Origin of the sequence: Lysinibacillus sp. ZYM-1 (assembly GCF_001308875.1) — a bacterium.
Lineage (GTDB): Bacteria > Bacillota > Bacilli > Bacillales_A > Planococcaceae > Lysinibacillus.
Genome location: NZ_KQ465118.1, coordinates 87392 through 106677 on the forward strand (window position 1 = coordinate 87392; position 19286 = coordinate 106677).

At 37.1% G+C, this 19286-nt stretch carries 15 protein-coding genes; 9 read left to right on the forward strand and 6 right to left on the reverse strand.

Going from position 1 to position 19286, the window contains the following annotated elements:
- Positions 1-32: 32 nt before the first annotated feature.
- The 4 genes from AO843_RS25380 (at position 33) to AO843_RS12205 (ending at position 5188) form a co-directional block, all read left to right on the forward strand.
- The gene (locus tag AO843_RS25380; RefSeq protein ID WP_255350375.1) at positions 33-155 is read left to right on the forward strand and encodes a hypothetical protein; all 123 of its coding nucleotides are present in this window, start codon (positions 33-35) and stop codon (positions 153-155) included.
- Positions 156-269: 114 nt separating this feature from the next.
- Positions 270-2210 (forward strand): AraC family transcriptional regulator, encoded by a 1941-nt coding sequence (locus tag AO843_RS12195; RefSeq protein ID WP_054611372.1) that lies wholly within the window; start codon positions 270-272, stop codon positions 2208-2210.
- A gap of 297 nt (positions 2211-2507) precedes the next feature.
- Entirely contained in the window at positions 2508-4079 is a 1572-nt protein-coding gene (locus AO843_RS12200) for a helix-turn-helix domain-containing protein (protein WP_054611373.1), read from the forward strand.
- 128 nt (positions 4080-4207) lie between these two features.
- Positions 4208-5188 (forward strand): ABC transporter substrate-binding protein, encoded by a 981-nt coding sequence (locus AO843_RS12205; protein ID WP_054611374.1) that lies wholly within the window; start codon positions 4208-4210, stop codon positions 5186-5188.
- Positions 5189-5236: 48 nt separating this feature from the next.
- On the opposite strand, the gene AO843_RS12210 is transcribed toward AO843_RS12205, so the two are convergent.
- The 5 genes from AO843_RS12210 to AO843_RS12230 all read right to left on the reverse strand — a co-directional run bounded on the left by AO843_RS12210 (position 5237) and on the right by AO843_RS12230 (position 10988).
- Positions 5237-6037 (reverse strand): alpha/beta hydrolase, encoded by an 801-nt coding sequence (locus tag AO843_RS12210; protein WP_054611375.1) that lies wholly within the window; start codon positions 6035-6037, stop codon positions 5237-5239.
- Positions 6034-7032 (reverse strand): ABC transporter substrate-binding protein, encoded by a 999-nt coding sequence (locus AO843_RS12215; RefSeq protein ID WP_082389453.1) that lies wholly within the window; start codon positions 7030-7032, stop codon positions 6034-6036. The genes AO843_RS12210 and AO843_RS12215 overlap by 4 nt, the downstream gene beginning before the upstream one ends.
- 45 nt (positions 7033-7077) lie before the next feature.
- Positions 7078-8265: a helix-turn-helix domain-containing protein gene (locus tag AO843_RS12220; protein ID WP_054611376.1), complete on the reverse strand. Its 1188-nt coding sequence runs from the start codon at positions 8263-8265 to the stop codon at positions 7078-7080.
- Positions 8266-8299: 34 nt separating this feature from the next.
- Positions 8300-9934 (reverse strand): ABC transporter substrate-binding protein, encoded by a 1635-nt coding sequence (locus AO843_RS12225; protein ID WP_054611377.1) that lies wholly within the window; start codon positions 9932-9934, stop codon positions 8300-8302.
- A gap of 97 nt (positions 9935-10031) precedes the next feature.
- On the reverse strand, positions 10032-10988 hold the full coding sequence (locus AO843_RS12230; protein ID WP_054611378.1) for an ABC transporter substrate-binding protein: 957 nt from the start codon (positions 10986-10988) through the stop codon (positions 10032-10034).
- Positions 10989-11215: 227 nt separating this feature from the next.
- Between AO843_RS12230 and AO843_RS12235 the strand changes: the two genes are divergently transcribed.
- Positions 11216-12382, forward strand: a complete 1167-nt coding sequence (locus AO843_RS12235; RefSeq protein ID WP_054611379.1) for an MFS transporter — start codon at positions 11216-11218, stop codon at positions 12380-12382.
- Between the two features lie 89 nt (positions 12383-12471).
- On the forward strand, positions 12472-13443 hold the full coding sequence (locus tag AO843_RS12240; protein ID WP_054611380.1) for a helix-turn-helix transcriptional regulator: 972 nt from the start codon (positions 12472-12474) through the stop codon (positions 13441-13443).
- A gap of 41 nt (positions 13444-13484) precedes the next feature.
- Here the strand turns inward: AO843_RS12240 and AO843_RS12245 are convergent, their stop codons facing one another.
- On the reverse strand, positions 13485-14444 hold the full coding sequence (locus AO843_RS12245; protein WP_054611381.1) for an ABC transporter substrate-binding protein: 960 nt from the start codon (positions 14442-14444) through the stop codon (positions 13485-13487).
- 99 nt (positions 14445-14543) lie between these two features.
- Between AO843_RS12245 and AO843_RS12250 the strand changes: the two genes are divergently transcribed.
- The 3 genes from AO843_RS12250 (at position 14544) to AO843_RS12260 (ending at position 19235) form a co-directional block, all read left to right on the forward strand.
- A complete protein-coding gene (locus tag AO843_RS12250; RefSeq protein ID WP_054611382.1) occupies positions 14544-16109 on the forward strand; it encodes an AraC family transcriptional regulator in 1566 nt (521 codons plus the stop codon).
- 101 nt (positions 16110-16210) lie between these two features.
- A complete protein-coding gene (locus AO843_RS12255; protein ID WP_054611383.1) occupies positions 16211-17155 on the forward strand; it encodes an ABC transporter substrate-binding protein in 945 nt (314 codons plus the stop codon).
- Between the two features lie 169 nt (positions 17156-17324).
- On the forward strand, positions 17325-19235 hold the full coding sequence (locus AO843_RS12260) for an AraC family transcriptional regulator (RefSeq protein ID WP_054611384.1): 1911 nt from the start codon (positions 17325-17327) through the stop codon (positions 19233-19235).
- Positions 19236-19286: the final 51 nt, after the last annotated feature.

The window sequence follows — 19286 nt, forward strand, 5'->3', positions numbered from 1 at the left end:
CGTTTTAAGTATGGCGAAATGAGTTACCTGCAGTGAATAATAACATGGTTACGATATTGGATAGTAATGCTTCTTACTTTAATGAACCTGTTTCATTAGAGAAGCAGCTAGATTTTGTAGTAGAAGCCTTTAGCAAAATACAAAAAAATGAATAAATGAAAATTTTCAGAAGCCAAACTACATCAATCGTAGTTTGGCTTTTATTTGAGAATCATTTTCATTTATAATGATAATAGCAAAGAAGGTAGATAGGAGGATTTAGGTACGTTATGAATGTCGATGACCATATATACCTGTGGGATCATGCTGCTATCAAAGTGCTGGATGTTAGGCATCAGATTATGAGAATGGGGGAAACGTTACAGTCTTATAAAATGCCTTCTAATGGCTTTATTTTTGTTTCACGCGGAAGGGCGCAAGTTCAGCTCAATCAAATAGAGTATATTATTCAGCAGTTTCAAGTCATACATGGTAGCAAAGGGACTGTTTTAGATATTTTTCTGACCGAGGATGAGTTGGAGTATTATTTGATTTTTTATAAAGCGACCATGCCTATTCCTATGCGTCAGGAAGTATTACGCCTGATGGATAAGAGTAATCCATTTCAACTGCAATACAGCTATATACCCAGTTACCCAATTTTTATTTTTCACAAAGTTAAATTGATGGAGCAGGAATGGAGGAAGTCCGGTGGAATAGATCGCTTTCATGTGAAATCTTTGTTCTATCAATTTGTTCATAATCTGCTACAGCAACTTTATAGTCAAGGCATAGACATAGTTAAGCCAGACCTTGTAGGACAGGTAATGATGTATATACAAGAGCATTATGCACAGGCTTTAACACTAGAATCTATTGCAGCCAATTTGAATTATAGCGTCCCTTATCTATCGTCAATTTTTAAAAAGAAAACGGGTTATAGTGTAATTGACTATTTGATTCAAACACGCCTGGATATAGCAGCTAATTTATTAATAGAGACGGATGCAAAGTTGAAGGAAGTTGCTGAAAATGTGGGCTATAAGGACCCTTATTATTTGAGTCGTCTTTTTAAAAAGTATAAGGGTATTTCACCATTACGTTTTAGAAAACAAGAAAGAAAAAATGCAACACATCGTCCTCAAAATAGCATTGAATCGTCCATTGTTTGGCGACAAATATGGCGATATATTGATAGTGATAATCATTATCAATATAAACGAGAGGAAGATTTACATATGCATAGAGGCACAAAGACTTCAATTACTGCAATGGCACTACTCTGTATTACATTACTATTATCAGCATGTACGGGAGGAACTGCTAATTTGAACAATGAAACTACTGGGCAAAATCAGACTACGGTAGAAAATAAGCTAGCCAGTTCATCTGAGACAAGAGTTTATAAAAACCATCAAGGAGCTGAAGTAGAAATTCCAGCAAGTCCAGAACGAATTGTACTTCAAGGGAATGCAATCGGTGATTTAATTGCATTAGGTATTGAGCCTGTGGGGGTAGATCGTCGTTTTATCGAAAGCGGTGTTTTAGAAGATAACGGGAAAATTAGTTCAACAGATATTGGCTATCCAACAAACTTAGAGAAGGTACTGACATTAAAGCCAGATTTGATTATGATGTCTTACGTCATGGATAATGAGGTTGAAGAAGCTTCTAAAATTGCACCAACCGTTGTTTTCGATGGTATGCAGCCATTAAAGGATCGATTCCCAGTCGTTGCTGATATTGTTGGTAAAAATGAAGAAGGGGAGCAGCTCCTGAAGAAATATAATGAAGATGTAGATGCAATGTGGGAACAGCTTCGTGCAGATGGCAAGGTAGCTGATAGTGAAACGGCTGTCGTATTGCAGTTTTTTTGGAACAAAGCCATGTATGTGATGAAAACAGGTGGGGTGGCAGATTTATTGTATCAACCAAAAGGATTTGCTATGGACGAAAAAGTACAAGCACTACAGCCAAATAGTGGACCGTATATTGAGATTACACAAGAAACGTTGCATGAGACACTTGTTGGTGATCACTTATTCGTTTTAATTTCTGCGGATAAAGAAGCACAAAATGCTTTTGAGGAATTAAAACAAGAGCCATTGTGGAACTCCTTACCTGCCGTGAAAAACAATAAAGTATACTTCATTGAGGATAAATGGAATTATGACGATATGACAACGAGTAACATGTTGTTAAAGGAATTTCCAAATATGCTGAAAAAATAAGCATTGTTAGTATGGGGAAATTACACAAATATGGTGGGCTAGGAGAAATTCTTAGCCTTTTTTGTTTATTTAGAGAGCCTTGAATAAGAAATTAAGGAAAATCAGCACTATTGAAATCTTTCTGTTGTTAAAAATAACAGAGTATTTCCTATAAATGAAGATGTCTATTCTATTTCTGAACACTTATAAAAGCCAAGCTATTGTAAATAACTCTAGTAGCTTGGCTTTTATTGAAAATCATTATCAATTATAATTATTGCAGGATGAATGTTCCAATTATATTGAGGTGGATGGAAAATGTACAAGTTAATGAACACAGCAATAATCGAATGGCAAGAAAAGACGAATATATATACGCTTCATATAAAATACCCAACGCTACTAGCCATTGATGTTTCTACCAAAATCTTTTTAAATGGGGAATGGTTTCATTTAGCTAAAAGTGAAATGATTTATCTTTGTGCTGAGAAAATAGTGACGCTAAAGAAAGCAGACCACCAAGTTGTTCATTTATATATAGTATCTTTTCAAAAATACAATCTTGCCGAAGAAAATGATGATGAGCTGATTTATTATGTCGATCATGAAAAATTGCCTGCTCACGGCTCCATTGCTGGTATAGAAACGCTGTCGTACCGTGCTGTTACGCTTTTTCAAGAACTTGTAGGAAAATCTGAAGCTTGTGAACGGTATATCTATGCCAAACAAAATTATTTTTTAGAGGAATTACTACATTTATTTATCCAAGCCTTAAAGCCATATAAAGAAAAAGATGAACTAATTATGAGAGAAGCTTTAGTGTACATAAATCGCTATTATGATCAAAATTTGAATCGACCACAATTGGCCAAGCTTATGGGATTTAATACTAGTTACTTTTCTAGACTATTTCAGCAGCAAATAGGACGTAGCTTTTCTAATCATTTGACAAGAGTAAGGATAGATAAAGCAAAAATGTACCTACTTTCTACTGATGACACATTAAACGAGATTGCAAGAAAAGTAGGCTATACAGATGGACTCTATTTAAGTCGTAAGTTTAAACAAATTGTCGGTGTATCACCAAGTGAATATCGGCAGCGGCCTAAACCGAGACGCATTGTAGCGTTTCAATATAGCGGTGATTTACTAGCTTTAGGTATACAACCAATTGCAGCACCTTTTACACCATGGGAGGTATCACCACTTATTCATCAGGAGCTTGGCAGTGCAATTGATATAGAGCAAGGAATTCATCAACTAGAGAAAATAGAAGTGGACCTAATTATTGCACCTGAATATTTATATTATTGGCCAGGGAAGTTAGAAAAGTTGGAACAGATTGCGCCTGTTGTGGTTTTACCTTGGAATCAATTAGATCGACTTGAAGAGGTTCAGCTTATTGGGAAAATTATTGGACGCGAGGCTGAAGCGAATGGGTGGATAGAACATTATCAATCCCTTACACATATAGCAGCTACTAAACTTAAATCAGGCTTACAAGTAAATGTGGGATTATACGAGGTTTGGGAGGATTATACAATCTGTATTTGGAATACCACGGCAAGAGCAACTTATAATTTATATAATGGCTTAAGGCTAACTCCTCATCCACGTATTCAGCAAGAGGTGCTGGCTGTGAATAGCCATCTTTATATTGATGAAGAAGTATTGGCTGACTACGCTGCTGACGTAATGTTTGTTGTTCTCCCTGAAGATTACTATAACGATTTCTCAGAGAAGCTATTAAAGCGTAAAGCTTGGAGTCAGCTACAAGACGATCCTTCTAGGAAGATAATACCTATTAGATTAAATGAGTTTTGGTGCAATGATGGATTAGCACTAGAAAAACAGCTCTACATAATGCTAGAAAAGCTTCTTACTAGTTAAATAATTTAACCTATGTAACGATTGTCTATGTGCAAGTTGTCACATTTTGAAATAGACGATTTAAAAATAGACCATTACGATAAGAATATCAATTGAGAAAGATTATCATTGTTGATAGGAGTGAAAAAATGGTCAAGGTTAAACAAAGAAGCTGGAAAAGCTTCATCATGCTACTGATGCTTTTGATTGTTTTAGGTGGCTGTAGCAAAGCGACAGAAAGCAATTCAGAAAACCCTCAGTCTGAGTCAAATAGTAATTCAAAAACAGATACAAAGATTATTAAAACGGTTGATGGAGATGTTGAAATACCTGCCAACCCTCAACGAATCGTTACACAGGGATATTTAGCAAATTTTTTAGTTTATGGCGTTAAGCCAGTAGGGGCACCATATTGGGAATTGGAAAGTCCCTATACAATAGATTTAAGTGAAGGAATTACTGACATTGGCCAAATAGATGGAGGCTCGGTTGAAAAAATTTTGTCACTTAAACCAGATTTAATAGTCACGGTTGGAGGAGATGAAAAATTAAATGATCAATACCGCAAGATTGCCCCAACATTGGTCATCCCTTATGGTACATATCATGAAGTTCATGACGAAATGAGAGCTTTTGGGGAGATTTTAGGAAAAGAGAAGGAAGCGGAAGAATGGCTAAAAGAATTTGATAAAAAAGTAGCGAAGGCAAAGGATTCTATTAAAGGGTTAATTAGAGAAGGAACGACTTTTTCTCTTATGGGTCCGTTTGGAAAGGATTTTTATATCTATGGTGATGGTGTGAATCGCGGTGGACAAGCAATTTATCAGCAGCTAGGTTTAACACCACCAGAAATAGTACACAAGGATTTAATTGAGCCAAAAATTAATGCACTTAGTATTTCACAGGAAAAGATTGCAGATTATGCAGGTGACTATATCTTTTTAGACATTTCAGGGGAAGCGGAATTTGATGAGAATGACCCTGTATGGTCAACGATTGATGCTGTCAAAAATAATAGAGTATTCAACTTAAACCCAGAGCGTTTCTGGCCTTATGATCCAATTGCTGTAGAATCGCAGGTTGAGGAAATTGCTAACATGCTCAAGGATCGTTTAGAGAAAGAGAAGTAAATGCTATAAAAATGCCCAAGTGGAATGATTGCCACTTGGGTTTTTCAACTAGGAATCCAAAAAACGGGGCAGACGACTAAGCATACAAGGTAGGACACTTACATGGTCCTCTTCATCGAATTTTACATAGTGCGTGTGAACGTTCTTGTCGCTTAAACGCTTCATATGTTCAGCTGCTTGATCAGCTCCCTCTAGCATATCTGGCAGCTCGTTAGCACCGATTGTGAGTAAGAGATTAATAGCATGCTGACCGTTCCAATCTTCAAAAAATTTGTCTATTTCTTTTAGTACCGCATTGTCAGCCCACCAAACAGAGGGACTGCCAGCTACAAGATGGCTAAATAAGTGGGGTCTCGCACATAAAGCATATAGTGTGAAAAGACCACCTAAAGAATGACCGACAACAGCTTGTTTCTTTTTATTGATAGGCCATTTCTTTGCTACAGCAGGCATGAGGTCATGCTCAATAAAGTCTAGGAAATCATTGGCTTTGCCATTTGGAGGCCAAGGTGTACCATCTGGACGTGGTGGGAGATTACCTTCACTTACAGGTAGTGTAAAATCATTGCAGCGTCGCTCCATATCAAAAGGTTCCTTTGAGGGATAGCCAATTCCAATAACAAGAATGGGATCATAGCCTTTGGGTTTGCGTGTTTGTAATTTTACTGCCTCTGCAAGCGTTGGAAAAAGGGCATCCCCGTCTAATGCATATACAACGGCATAGCCATCTGCTGGTGGAGCATCTGTTGGAGCAGCAATTAGAATTCGATAGTCTAATTGCTGACTGGATGTCATGGCATACTCAAAATAGCTTTCTGATACATACAGTTTTTTTGTCATTGTTGTCATGGCGCTAGAAACTCCAATACATCGTCTATCACTTTCCCTTGTGCATGAATACCACCATTTAGCCAATAATCCTCGGATGTTTCAAATACTTGATTGTTTTTGAAGGCATCTGTACTTTGCCAGATTGTACTTTCCTTCAATTCATTTAAAAATTCATCGCCAAGATTGTCATCATTGATTAGGAAAATATAATCGGCATCTAGTTCAGGTAGAATTTCCAATGATACTTCGAAGGCACCATTCTTCACGTAGCTGCTTTGTTCAAATCCTAACTCATGTGTTAGTACATAACCACTGAAATACTCATCAGTCATGAAAAACATACCTTTTGCGTTAAAGCGAATTAATGCTACTTTTTTACCTTCTGTGATGGAGGCGAGCTTTGTTTTTGCTGCATCCACCTTTTCTTGATAATCCTGTACGGCTTGCTGTGCCTTATCTTGTTCATCAAGTAGTTGACCTAATATTTTAATAGAACCTTCTAAATCAGTCGCTGCATTTTTAAACACATAGGTTGGTGCAATTTTTGCGTATTTTTCATATGTGCCATTTTCAACATAAAAGGAATTATGCAAAATAATTAAGTCTGGTTTGTCCGCCATAATCGCTTCAGGAGATGGGGGACCACTGGCAAAGCTAATTTCTGGTATACCTTGTAGCTGATCTTGTAAATAGAGCTGTGGTTTAACACCATTCGACCATTGCATAGTAGGCTGAATACCAAGAGCTAGTAACGAATCCTCCATAACAGGTGCAAATATTTTAGCGGGCTTTGCAGGTAATGTCACATCATTGCCAACCTCATCTTTTAAGGTTAATGGATAAACACTTTGCTCCTTTGTACTTTCTGAGTTTGCCTGCGTCTCTACTTGTTCTTCTTTATTGCTTGATTGGGCATTGCAGGCAGAAAGTATTCCAAAAGCAAGCAATAAAATGGCTAGTATATAGACAGGTTTTAAAATCATATGACAGTGATTACGACAACTTTGTTTCATTGTTCATCAAAGTCTCCTTCCGTTGATAATCATTCTCAAATGGAATTATAATTCACTGTCGGATACGATACCATGGACGGGAACAGGAAAAGAGTTTGGATTTTTTCCGGTTAACATGAGCAACATTTCATCTAGCATTCGGTTTATCGCAATAGCAGAGTATTCAAACCAGGGATTTGATGGTAAAACATAGACATGTCCATTTTTTACGGCTTGGAGCTCTTGCCAATGATCGAGGTATTGTAAAGTGAGCCAATAATTCCGAGTAGGCGAATCTGGACAAATGATAAATAGGAGCCGGTCTGGATTTATGTCTACTAGCTGTTCAAGTGTAATAAGCTCGTTACATGTTTGCTGTTGCGCATCAACAGGACGAAGCTGCAGATCCGTAAATAGCACATCTTGAATTCCTTTATTACAATATAAAAATAATTGGTCGCCACATAATCGTAGAACGGCAAAACTATCTTCTTTGGTCACTCGTTTAATTTCTTGCCTCGCCTCTAATGTCTTTTGTTCGTAGGTTTGAATGAAATACTCACATATGCTTTGTTTTTTGACAGCAATAGCTATCTCTCTTAGCTGTGTTCTCCAATCTTTTGCTTGAATATACACATTTTTGATGCCGATGGTTTGAAGCCGATCAAGCATGGAGAGGGAGGGCTCCTCTTGAAAAATATGAATATCTGGCTTGGCGGAGGCTAGTTTTCTAAAGTTGTCCTCAGATTCTGCATCAAATATATTGACGTGTACTTTAATTTTTTCTTGGTAATGGTTGTAATAATAAGGGCTCCATTTAGCATTCAGTGGGGCTGCAACTGGTATGATACCAAGTGCTAATAAATTTCCAGTGGCGGATACAGAAAAAGTAGAAATTCGCTGGCGAGCCATCTTACTAAAAGCTGATGGTGAAACCCCAACTTCTTTTTTAAATTTCCGGCTAAAATAAAATTCATCACTGTATCCAACTTTTCTAGCGATTTCACGAAGCAATAGATCTGTATCACGCAATAACTGCTTAGCATGTCCGATACGCAACTCTGTTAAATAATCAGTGGCACTTTGACCGAATGCCTTTTTAAATGCCTCCCCAAAGTAGCTAGAACTTAGACCAGAAATGAATGCTAGATGCTCCATCGTTAGTGGTTGATGATGGTTTTTAGCAATATAATCTCGAATATCCTTTAATGAAATTTGAGTTGTCATCCTATCTGTCATGCTTTCCGTTTTCATGTAACATGTCACCCCTTGTATATAATTATGGAAATTACTTTGCAGTAACCAATAATTTTGGTAATGCACCGAGTAACTTCTCCCTTGTAAAGGCATCGCTATAATTCCACTTTGTTGCGTCCACTAAATAAACGTGGTTATTTTGAACAGCAGTAAGTCCTTTCCAAATATCACTATTAATTAATTCCATCGTAGCCATTTGCGATTCTGGCTTATCAGATAAGAGCAGAAAGATTCGATCACCAGCATACTGAGGTAAGTGATCAATCGGTATTTCTTTATATCCATTGCCTGCTTGGAGCAATTTTTTAACTTGCTGGTGTGGCTGAAATCCATCAGGATGAAATAGAGCAGGAGATAGACCTGTACAGCCCATGACATAAAGGCGTTTACCATGATCAAAGGTCAAGACTGTTGCTGTTTCACCTGGGTCTACAACTGTTTGTAACTTTTGCCACATTGTTTTTTCTTGGATTTTATAGCGGGCTAGCCAATCTTCTGCTCGTTGTTGTTGGCTAAGCCATTGTCCTAATAGAAGGATGCGTTCTTCTAAAGAATCCCAAGAATTTAAGGTAATCGTTGGAGCAATTGACGATAGTGCTTGATATTGCTGCTCATCATTATTTGTAAAGATAATTAAATCCGGGTTTAGCTTCGAAGATTTTTCAAGATTGATGGGAAAGGCAACATCTTGAATGTAAGGAACATGGTTTTTATAAAAAGATTTACTAATAGAATTTTTGTCACCACCTATTGGCTGAACATCAAAAATCAACATATCCCCAAACGTTTCACCATGATAAATAATCCGATGAGGTGCGGAAGGAATGGTTACTTCATGTCCAGTCCAATCTTTTACAACTGTTCTTTGCTTATATTGTCGTGCAAACTGTTTTGGGGGAATACCGATCACCTGTCGGAAGCGGCGATTAAAATAATACTCATCATCAAATCCAACTTGCTGTGCAATATCCTTTAATGGCTCGTTTGTTTGTAGCAATAATTCTTTTGCGTTTGTAAGACGTAAATCTGTAATATAATCTAGCGGTTTCTTCCCTGTTAAAGTCTGAAAGATTGCACTATATTGCCATTGAGCGATATGAGCAAGTTCCGCTAGCATTTTCACTGTTAAAGGCTGTTGATAATATTTATGTATATAATTGATGGTTTCTTCAACCGCCTTTGTCATCGTTAATTGATAATTCATATGAAGCTGGTGTTCAAATAATAAATTTAATAGTTCATACAAGACTCCTTGCTGTTTAAGATAATCCGATTTAGGCTTTAATTGATACAGATCTTCCGTTAGACGAACAAAGCGTGTATTCGGGTAAACAGTATGCTCCACTTCATCAGAAAAAATGGGTCCTATATAAGGAGAAGGGCGTTCATGCTGTAACTGAAAAGCAGTAAAGGTTATTTTATAGAAACGGAATTCATTAGAAAGATCCGATAAATCGATCATAGAATGTGGTTGAATAAGAAAAATTTTTCCCTTAGTGACCAAATAGGGTATATCATCAATCGTTAATGTCCCACAGCCATCCGTAAAAAGTAATATCGTATGGTGAGATGTGGAGATAAACGGATAGCTCTTTGAAATACAGTCAATATCTTCTAGATGAAATAGTAAATCATTGTTAAAAGAAATGGAATGGTTGTCCTTCATCTGTTCACGTCCTTGCTAAATGAAAATGATTATCAATTAACTGTATTGTATAAAAAGTAAAGAGACATTTCAACAAAGATGAAATGTCTCTTGCTATCTATTTTTTTAACATGTTAGGTAATTCTGTTAACAGCCATTCTCTACTTGAGGCATCGCTATCACTTTTTTGAATATCAATCGTATATACATGCCCGTTTTTAACGGCAGGTAGGTTTTTCCAAATCGGACTTTCAATCATTTCTTTTGTCGATTGTTTCGCTTCATCAGTTACTGGCGTTAGGATGAAAATTCGATCTCCAGCATATTCAGGAAGAAGCTCTGTGGAAATTTCGGCAAAGCCTGTGCCATCATCAAGTATTTTTTGAATCTTATCACCAGGCTTAAGAACATTTGAATCGTATAAAACTTGAGAAAGCCCTGCACGTGCCATTACAAATAATCGATCTCCTGGATAGTATGTTAAAACCGATGCAGTTTCATCTGGTTTAACAGTTCCATCAGCCACAAGCGACTCCCACATTTTATCCGCTTTTTCTGTATAATCAGCTATCCATTGAGCTGCTTCTTCTTTTTTATTAAGTATATTGCCCAGTTCCGTTAAACGTTGGTTCAAAGGTGCGAACGTATCAAACACTATAGTTGGAGCAATTTTAGAAAGCTGTGAATATGTTTTATCATCAGAAGTACCAATAATAATAAGGTCTGGCTTTAATGACAATGTTTGTTCTACATTAATCGGAAAACCAACGTCCTCCACATCTTTTACACGATCTTCCCAAGCATAATCAGTAATCCAGGAGAATCCCGCACCAACTGTTTTGATATTTAAGGCAAGCACATCCCCGTATCCTTCGCCATGATAAACCACTCTCTCAGGATTTACAGGGATTTCTACCTCATGACCTAAATAATCCTTATAAATACGTGTTGTTGGTTCTGCTGTTGCTGTCTCTTTTTGATTAGTCTCTTCATTGTTAGAACCACAAGCAGCCAATAGGATTCCAACCAGTAGTAAGAGGCTACAAATGAGCATATATCGATTTAATTTTTTCATATCTTTTCCTCCGTAATTGATAATCATTATCATACGTTAGCATAAATTAAACCTTATCTTAGAACAATGGACAAACTAAATATATGTCATTGAGGTTTATCCAAAAATCTGATTGAGGATGTTTTTATTACAGAAAATAAAATCCGTTTGACCGTATTATCATCCTTTAATCGGTAGAGGATTGACCTTTCATTGAGCTAAGATTCAACAATGAAAGGGGTTTAGAGATGAAAAAATTTTGGGTATTTGTCCTAACCGGTATGCTATTAATTGTTACAACTACTGGTTTTGCTCGTATGGCATATGGAATTATTTTGCCGTTTATGCAGGAAGGGTTGGGTTTAACAACTGCACAATCTGGTTACCTAGGTACGATGCTATTTTTAGGTTATTTATTGACAGTGGGGCTTTCAGGAGGACTCACAATGCGCATTGGTGCAAAAAGTGTTCTGTTAGTGGGAGGAGGCGCTGTCGTTTTAGGGTTAGTGGGTCTAGTATTCGCCACAAACTTCTGGTGGGCTGCTATCACGCTGTTCTACGCAGGGGCTGGAAGTGCACTTGTGTATACGCCATTACTATCTATAGCCATTAGCTTGTATCCTAAGAAACGAGGTTTGGTAATGGGGCTACTAATGAGTGGAGCAGGGATTGGAATGCTATTATCAGGTTTACTGGTACCACTTTTGCTGCAGTATTTTCCTACGTTAGGTTGGCGGGGCGCTTGGCTAACTTTTGCGGTATTGACACAGCTTGTCGTGTTGTTAGCGTTTTGGGCGATAAAGCAACCAAGGTCTGCTGAAAAGGATACCGTACAAGAAAAAACAACTTCATGGCGTAGTAAGCAGTTGTATATCATTGCAGGTATGTATTTTGCCGTGGGTCTAGTCTATCTTATCCCTAATCTATACCAGACAAGCTATATGAAAAGTCTTGGCCTATCCAATGAGCTAGCAGGATCTGTTTATGCCATTGCGGGGATTGTATCGATAGGGGGTGCACCGTTTTGGGGAATGTTAGCAGATAAAATTGGTGTTAGAAAGGCATTAACATCGGCACTATTACTATCGGTTGCCGGTGATTTGGTGCCAATTATGTTAGAAAACATTGGAGGGTTTATTCTCTCTTCTATTATTTGGGGCTCTTCCCTCGGTGGTGTTCTAATATTGATTCAGATGAAGGCTAGTCAGCAAGTGTCCTCACAATATGTTGCATCGGCTATTGGCTTTATTTCCATCTTCTATGCAGCTGGTCAAATGATGGGGCCAGGTCTTGCTGGCTGGTTGATTGAGTATTTTGGTGGATTTCCAGTTGCTTATTGGTTTGGAGCGACCATATTTTTTTTATGTATTTTGCTAGTATTTCCACTGACTACAGATTCAACAGAAAAATTCTAATTTTCATAGCGGAAAAAAGGTGTCTTTGCTATACTTTGGTTAATTGTTGATAATCATTCTCAACGAAGTACTGAAAGATGGTGAATGCTATGAATGGGGATTTTCATCAAAATTTCACTCGATTTTTTCTTACACTAGGAATACTAAAACCACAGGAAAAGTCAAAACAACCTATGACTTTCCAATCGGCAATAAAAGAAGGGGCAATACATCGTTTGATGCCCCGGACTGGTTTAGAGGTGATTGTATCGGATTATTCATTCCATCAAGAACATCAAATGAATATCTCAACGGTGGAGCCAATGGTGGAAATTGGATTTTGTTTGCAAGGAACACGAGAAGTTCATATTGCCAATAGGCAGTATGAAGTAAAAGCAGGGACATGTACATTACAATTAATCGAGCAAGTGGAGGCAAGTTTTTTATTCAAAAAAGAGGAGTCTTACCATATGGTCGGTATTGGAATCCCTGTATCAACTTTTAATCATTACATGGAAAAAATCAATGGAAATAATGGTGCTTCTATTAATTTTTCAACAGTTCTTCATGGATCTTGTTATCGCTTGTTTCAAGAGGAAATAAATCCACTAGATATGGGTATGGTGAAACAATTGCTAGAAGCTATAGCAACTAATCGGATGACTAATTTGGAGTTAGAAAGTATGACTTTACAGCTTTTAAAAAGAACATTCCAGACCTTTTTCCCTCCTCCAACAAACCCGGTGGAATTCTCACAGGGTGATAGAGCCAAACTAGTTCAGGCACAAGCCATCATGATAGAAAATATGATGACTCCCCCTTCATTAATGGAGCTATCTCGTTTAGTTGGTTTAAATGATTTTAAATTGAAAAAGGGTTTTAAAGAAATGTATGGTACAACAGTATTTGGCTATTTACGCGAAAAGCGTTTAGAAAAGGCCTTTTATTTATTACAAAACGGAACCATGAATGTGATGGAAGTGGCGAATGCTGTTGGCTATTCTAATCCAAGTCATTTTGCTGAAGTTTTTAAAGCGAAGTATGGGCTGACTCCTCGAGACTTTATAAGATATAGATCATGATAAAACCCTTCAGCTTTAGGATGACGCTGAAGGGCTTTTTTTTATTTCGCTATGCTATCTAGGACATTTTGAATGATTTGGCGATTGGCAATAGCTCCTGAATATAACCAGCTTGAACTTGGTTCGAATTCATAAACGTGACCATTTTTAATGGCAGGTATATTAGCTAGAAGTGGATCGCTTAGCAATTCAGAGCTACCTGCACTATCACTGTTAATAACAAAAAGATAGTCAGCATCTATTTGTACGAATTTTTCTAAAGAAACTTGTGACCAATCACCAGCAGCAGACGCTGAGACTTCTTTTACAAGGTTTGGTGTTTGTAAACCAAGATCTTCATAAAGAACAACACCGCTAGAAGCTGTATCACTTACCATATAGATTGAATTTTTGATATTCCAGATTACAGTGGCCGAGGGATTTCCGATTTTGTTGTGAATTTCTTTTTTTGCATCTTTTGCATATTGATCATAATCTGCTAGGACTTTCTTTGCCTTATCTGTTTGACCAAAAATTTCGCCTATTTTTAATAGTTTATTGCGCCAATTATTATCCTCCACGCCCATTACATAAGTAGGTGCAATTTTGCTATATTGCTCATATTTTTCACCTTCAGCAATTTCAGGAGAACCGATTACAATTAAATCCGGATTAAAGCTTGTAACAGCTTCATAGGGAAGATCGAATTCAATCGTTGGAATATCTTTTAAAGAATCCTGAAGATAGTCTTGGATAGATGTCCCACCCTTTACGGACCATTGTGCAACAGGCTTAATACCTAATGCTATAAGATGATCTTCCAAATAGGGTGCGATGATGCGTTGAGGATTTTCAGGAATGGTTACTTTATGATCTGTTGAATCTATTAAAACTCGATTGGAGCTATCTTCCTTTGTTTTATTTGCTGAGGAAGAAGATGGTTGATTTCCACATGCAGCTAATAGGATGGAAATAATTAAAATGCCAGTTAAGAAGACATTCTTTTTTAAAAGTTTTGTCAAAGCTATAAGCCTCCTAATTTAATTGATTTCTATCATTCTAATTCATTATAATGAAAATGATAATCAATATCAATTTGGTGTTTAGGAGATAGAATTAAAATGTACAAAGACAATCAGTTACTGTCCCATATTTTTTATCAGCCTATTCAAATAGTGAAATTAAAGGAAATATTAAGTGGCACACAAACACAATTCACACACCCCTCCATTGTCATTATATATGAGGGATATATAGAGTGTACGCTACAGGGTAGAGAAATTCAGCTTAGTTCAAATTCTGTAATGCTATTCAATGATACAGACGATTTTCAGCTACTTAAAGCATGCGAAAGTAGAGGAATCGTCATTCAATATCGCGTATATGGCCGCAAAACGGATCCTTTATTACAAGATGCTATCTTAATTGAGCATTGCCCCTATCGACTTATGAATTTAGCTAAAGAAGTAGAAAAGGAAGGGAACGATGAAGGCAACAATCCGTTTCGTTTACAAAAATTATTTGGTGAAATGCTAGAAGTGCTGTATAGCCATTTACACGATAATAAACAACAACAAGAGGGACAATGGATTGACAAGGTCCTTCAATATATTAATCAAAACTTCCGTGAAGACTTAACAAGAGGGCAGATGGCTGAAAAAGCACAAGTAAGTCCAGAGCATTTTTCGCGAACATTCCATAAGCATACGGGCTATACATATAGTGAATATTTAACATTGCTAAGAATTCGGGAATCACAGAAAAAGCTATTGTTTGCAATGCCGAAATTAGATGAGCTTGCCCAGGATGTTGGTTACAATGAGGGGACTTATTTAAGTCGGAAATTTAAAGAATTAGTGGGTGTATCACCAACAGTTTATTATCAGAAATCGAAACGTGTCATTGTGCTGAATACAAATCATACTGCATGTGTACTGGCTCTGGGTATTACGCCAGTGTTGGGGGTGTATTCTCCATTTTTAGAGAATATCAAACCCGTTCCTTCCTCGCAGAAACTGAAGGGCTATGAGTATGATATTGCCTCAAATTATCAGGAACTAATAGCCGCTTGTCCAGATGTGATTATTAACTATAGTGGTGAAGAGGGTAAACAATCTTTAGTGTCATTAGCCCCTGTATTCGAGCTGCCGTGTAGACAGTTAAGTTGGCGAGAGCAATTTGGACTTATTGCCAATTTAGTAGATAGACGAGAAGTGTATAATAATTGGCTTCAACAATATGATGACCGAGTAGTTCAATGCAACAAGGTTCTTGATCGACAACTTGGGGCAAGGGGTACTGCTATTGTTTGGGAAATAGGTAGTCATGCAGCTTATTGTCTAAATAGTAGTCATGGTAGGGGCAGTCATATATTATACGAAGATTTAGGGTTTAGTCGACCAGATGAGATTGTCACACAAAATATAGAGCAAACAGGATATTTAACAGTAGATATTGAAGAAATCGTTCACTTTCCAGCGGATTATATATTTGTAACGGCTCTTCCTACAAAAGATTTCGGAAAAGAGTGTCTCTTAACAGTATTACACTCAGAAAAATGGCAGTCACTAGCGGCTGTGCAAAAGAAGCAAGTGTATTTTATTAATGAGTATGAATTATTTTATGGATATGATCCTTTATCTACAGCAGCTCAATTGCAAAAATTGATGGAAGTACTGACATCATAAAATTACAGGGCAATAAATCACTTTCATGCATAGACAGTAATTTAGCATTCTTCTACAATTATTGAGAATGGTTATCAATTAAAGTGTGTGGAGGGAAAAAATTGCTTAAACAAAATAGAAAATTTATAGTACCACTGTTTTTGCTATTACTGCTTATGTTAACGGCTTGTGGAGAAAAGGAAAAGACAGCTAACCCAACTGAAGAGCAGGATACAAATGAAGCGGAGACAAAAACTGTTCAGACGACAAATGGTGAGGTTGTTATTCCGACTAATCCGAAGCGTATTGTAGCAGAGGAATATATCGCAAGTTTACTAGTATTAGATGTGAAACCTGTAGGAGCCCCTGGGTTGGCTCTGGAAAACTATTATTTAAAGGAAGCATTAAAAGATGCTGAAGATATCGGTGCATATGGGAAACCATCGACTGAGAGGATTTTAGCACTTAAACCTGATTTGATTATTTCTGGCAATGGAGAAAATTATGATGCTTTAAGTAAAATTGCTCCAACAGTTGTCGTCCCTTATGGGAATTTGAAGAATGCACATGAGGAGCTTACATATTTCGGTGAGTTACTGGGAAAAGAGCAAGAAGCAAAGGATTGGCTCTCCCAATATGATCAGAAGATTGCTGATGCAAAGGCACAAGTAGATGCAATTATTCCGGAGGATGCGAGTTTTTCAATTATTGAAGATGCAGGTAAATCTATCTATGTTTATGGAGACAACTTTGGACGTGGAGGGCAGCCAATTTATCAGTCACTTGGTCGAAAGCCACCTGCTAATGTTGCAGATGAAATTATGGAAAAGCAGTGGGCTGAAATTTCAGAAGAGGTACTGTCAGATTATGCAGGGGACTACATTATTCTGACTTCAAATGATCGAACGGTTGAAGATTTTAAGAATGACCCCATATGGGGGAGCTTGCCAGCTGTAAAAAATGATCATCTTTATGTTTGGCCAGAGGAACGCTCTTGGTATTATGATCCAACAGCGGTGTTGGCGCAGGTTGAGGAGTTAACAAACTGGCTAACGAATAAAAAATAATACGCGAGTGGAGTGAATCACTTAGCTCAAAGGCAAAGGAAGTACCTTAAGAAACGAAGGTGCTTCCTTTTTATTGTGACAATTTAAGATGTCATTGAGAATGTTTATCATTTATAATATTCACAAGAGGAACCATTCTATGATTTTACTAGAAAGGGGAAAATAAACAGTGAACATAGATGATCATATTCTTCTGTGGAAAGCAGCTTCCATTCAAGTGTTTGATATCCGTTATACAAGGATGCAAAATGATGAACAGCTTAGCTCCTATCGTGTACCAACAAGCTGTTTTCTATACGCAATAAAAGGGAAAGCTGATTTATTGTTGGATAGTAAAGCCTATAAAATAGAAAGTTTTTATATAATGCATGTTGGTAAAGGGAGCTACCTACAGATTAGTGCTGTAGAAGATAGTTTGGAGTACTATTTAATTCTCTACAAAGCGACGTTACCTCTTCCTCATAGAAAAAGTTTACTAGCGTTGTGGGAACGTGAAAAACCTTTTCAGCTTCAATATGTTTTTCAAGTTTCGAATGTACTTACATTACAGGAAAAAATCGAAACTATGCACCGAGAGTGGCTCAAACAGGGTAATCTAGCCCATTTTTATGTCAAATCACTCTTTTATCAATCTGTTTATGAGTTTTTGCAGCAATTACACCAACAGCAGGTCATTGTTCAGCAGCCAGATCTTGTGGAGCAAATTCAAAATTATATAGAAGAATACTATAGTCAACAGATTACACGAGAATCCCTTGCCAAAGTGTTGAATTATAGTGTGCCTCATATCGCGAAGCAATTTAAACAAAAGACGGGTAGAAGCATTATCGATTATCTTATCCAGATAAGAATACAAAAAGCACAGCATTTATTAATACATACAACTTCGAGTTTGCAAGAGATTGCGTCGAGTGTGGGCTATGAAGATGTCTCTTATTTTATTCGTATCTTTAAAAAATATAGTGGGCAAACCCCAATGCAATTCAAGCAACAGCGGGGACAGAAAAAATCGTATCGTCCTATGTATCGGCTTTCTTTGTCTAATGATAAAAAGTGGATACGACATTATAATGATAATGATAATCATTATCATTATAAGCAAAAAGGAGATTTACCGATGAATAAAAAAACAAAGTCCTCTATGATGGCGACGTTATTGCTATGTTTCACTTTATTGCTCAGTGCATGTTCTGGTAATGCCATTAATACTTCCAATAGTGGGGAGACAAAAGCATCAGCTAATCAGTCAACGGAAGTGCAGGCAACAACGAAAATCGTCTCAACTGTGAATGGGGATGTAGAAATTCCAGTTGATCCTAAACGTATCGTAACCGATCATTACCCTGGTTTTTTATTGACCTTGGGCATAAAACCAGTAGGTACACAGGAGCTTTATATGAAAAGCCCTTACTTGAAAGAGCATAACGAAGGAATTACATATTTTGAAGACTCCCTTGAAGCAGTAGTTGATTTGAAACCGGATCTTATTATTACTGGTGACGAAAAGAAATATGAAGCCTTTGTTAAAATAGCTCCAACTGTCTTAATACCCTTTACTTTAGAAATGGGTGCAACATTGGAGAAATTTAGTAGAATTTTAGATAAAGAGGATGAGGTAAAAACTTGGTTAGATGACTACAATCAACGAGTAGCAAAAGCCAGACAAACTGTTCAAGATATTATTGGTAAGGATAAAACAGTTACGATTTTTGCGGGTGGAGCAAAAGATGACATAACATTATACGGTAATGGCTATACAGGGCGATCATTTTATGATGGGCTTGGCATGACGCCACCCACAAAAGTATTAGAGGAGATTGATCCTGAAAAGCCTTGGCTTCAATTATCCCCTGAGTTACTTACAGAATATGTGGGTGATTATATTTTTATGGCAGTGGATAAAGCGACAGAAACATATGATTATAAAAACGAACCCGTTTGGAAAACACTCGATGCTGTACAAAATGATCAAATCTTTGAAATCGATGGATGGAGTTTCTGGTTTTCTGATCCTATTTCAATTCTTGGTCAAATTGAAGAAGTGACAGAAATGTTAGTACAGCATGCTAAAGAAAAATAAAGGCGTTGAATAAAATCACTCAAGCTTTGCTTGAGTGATTTTTCCATGCTT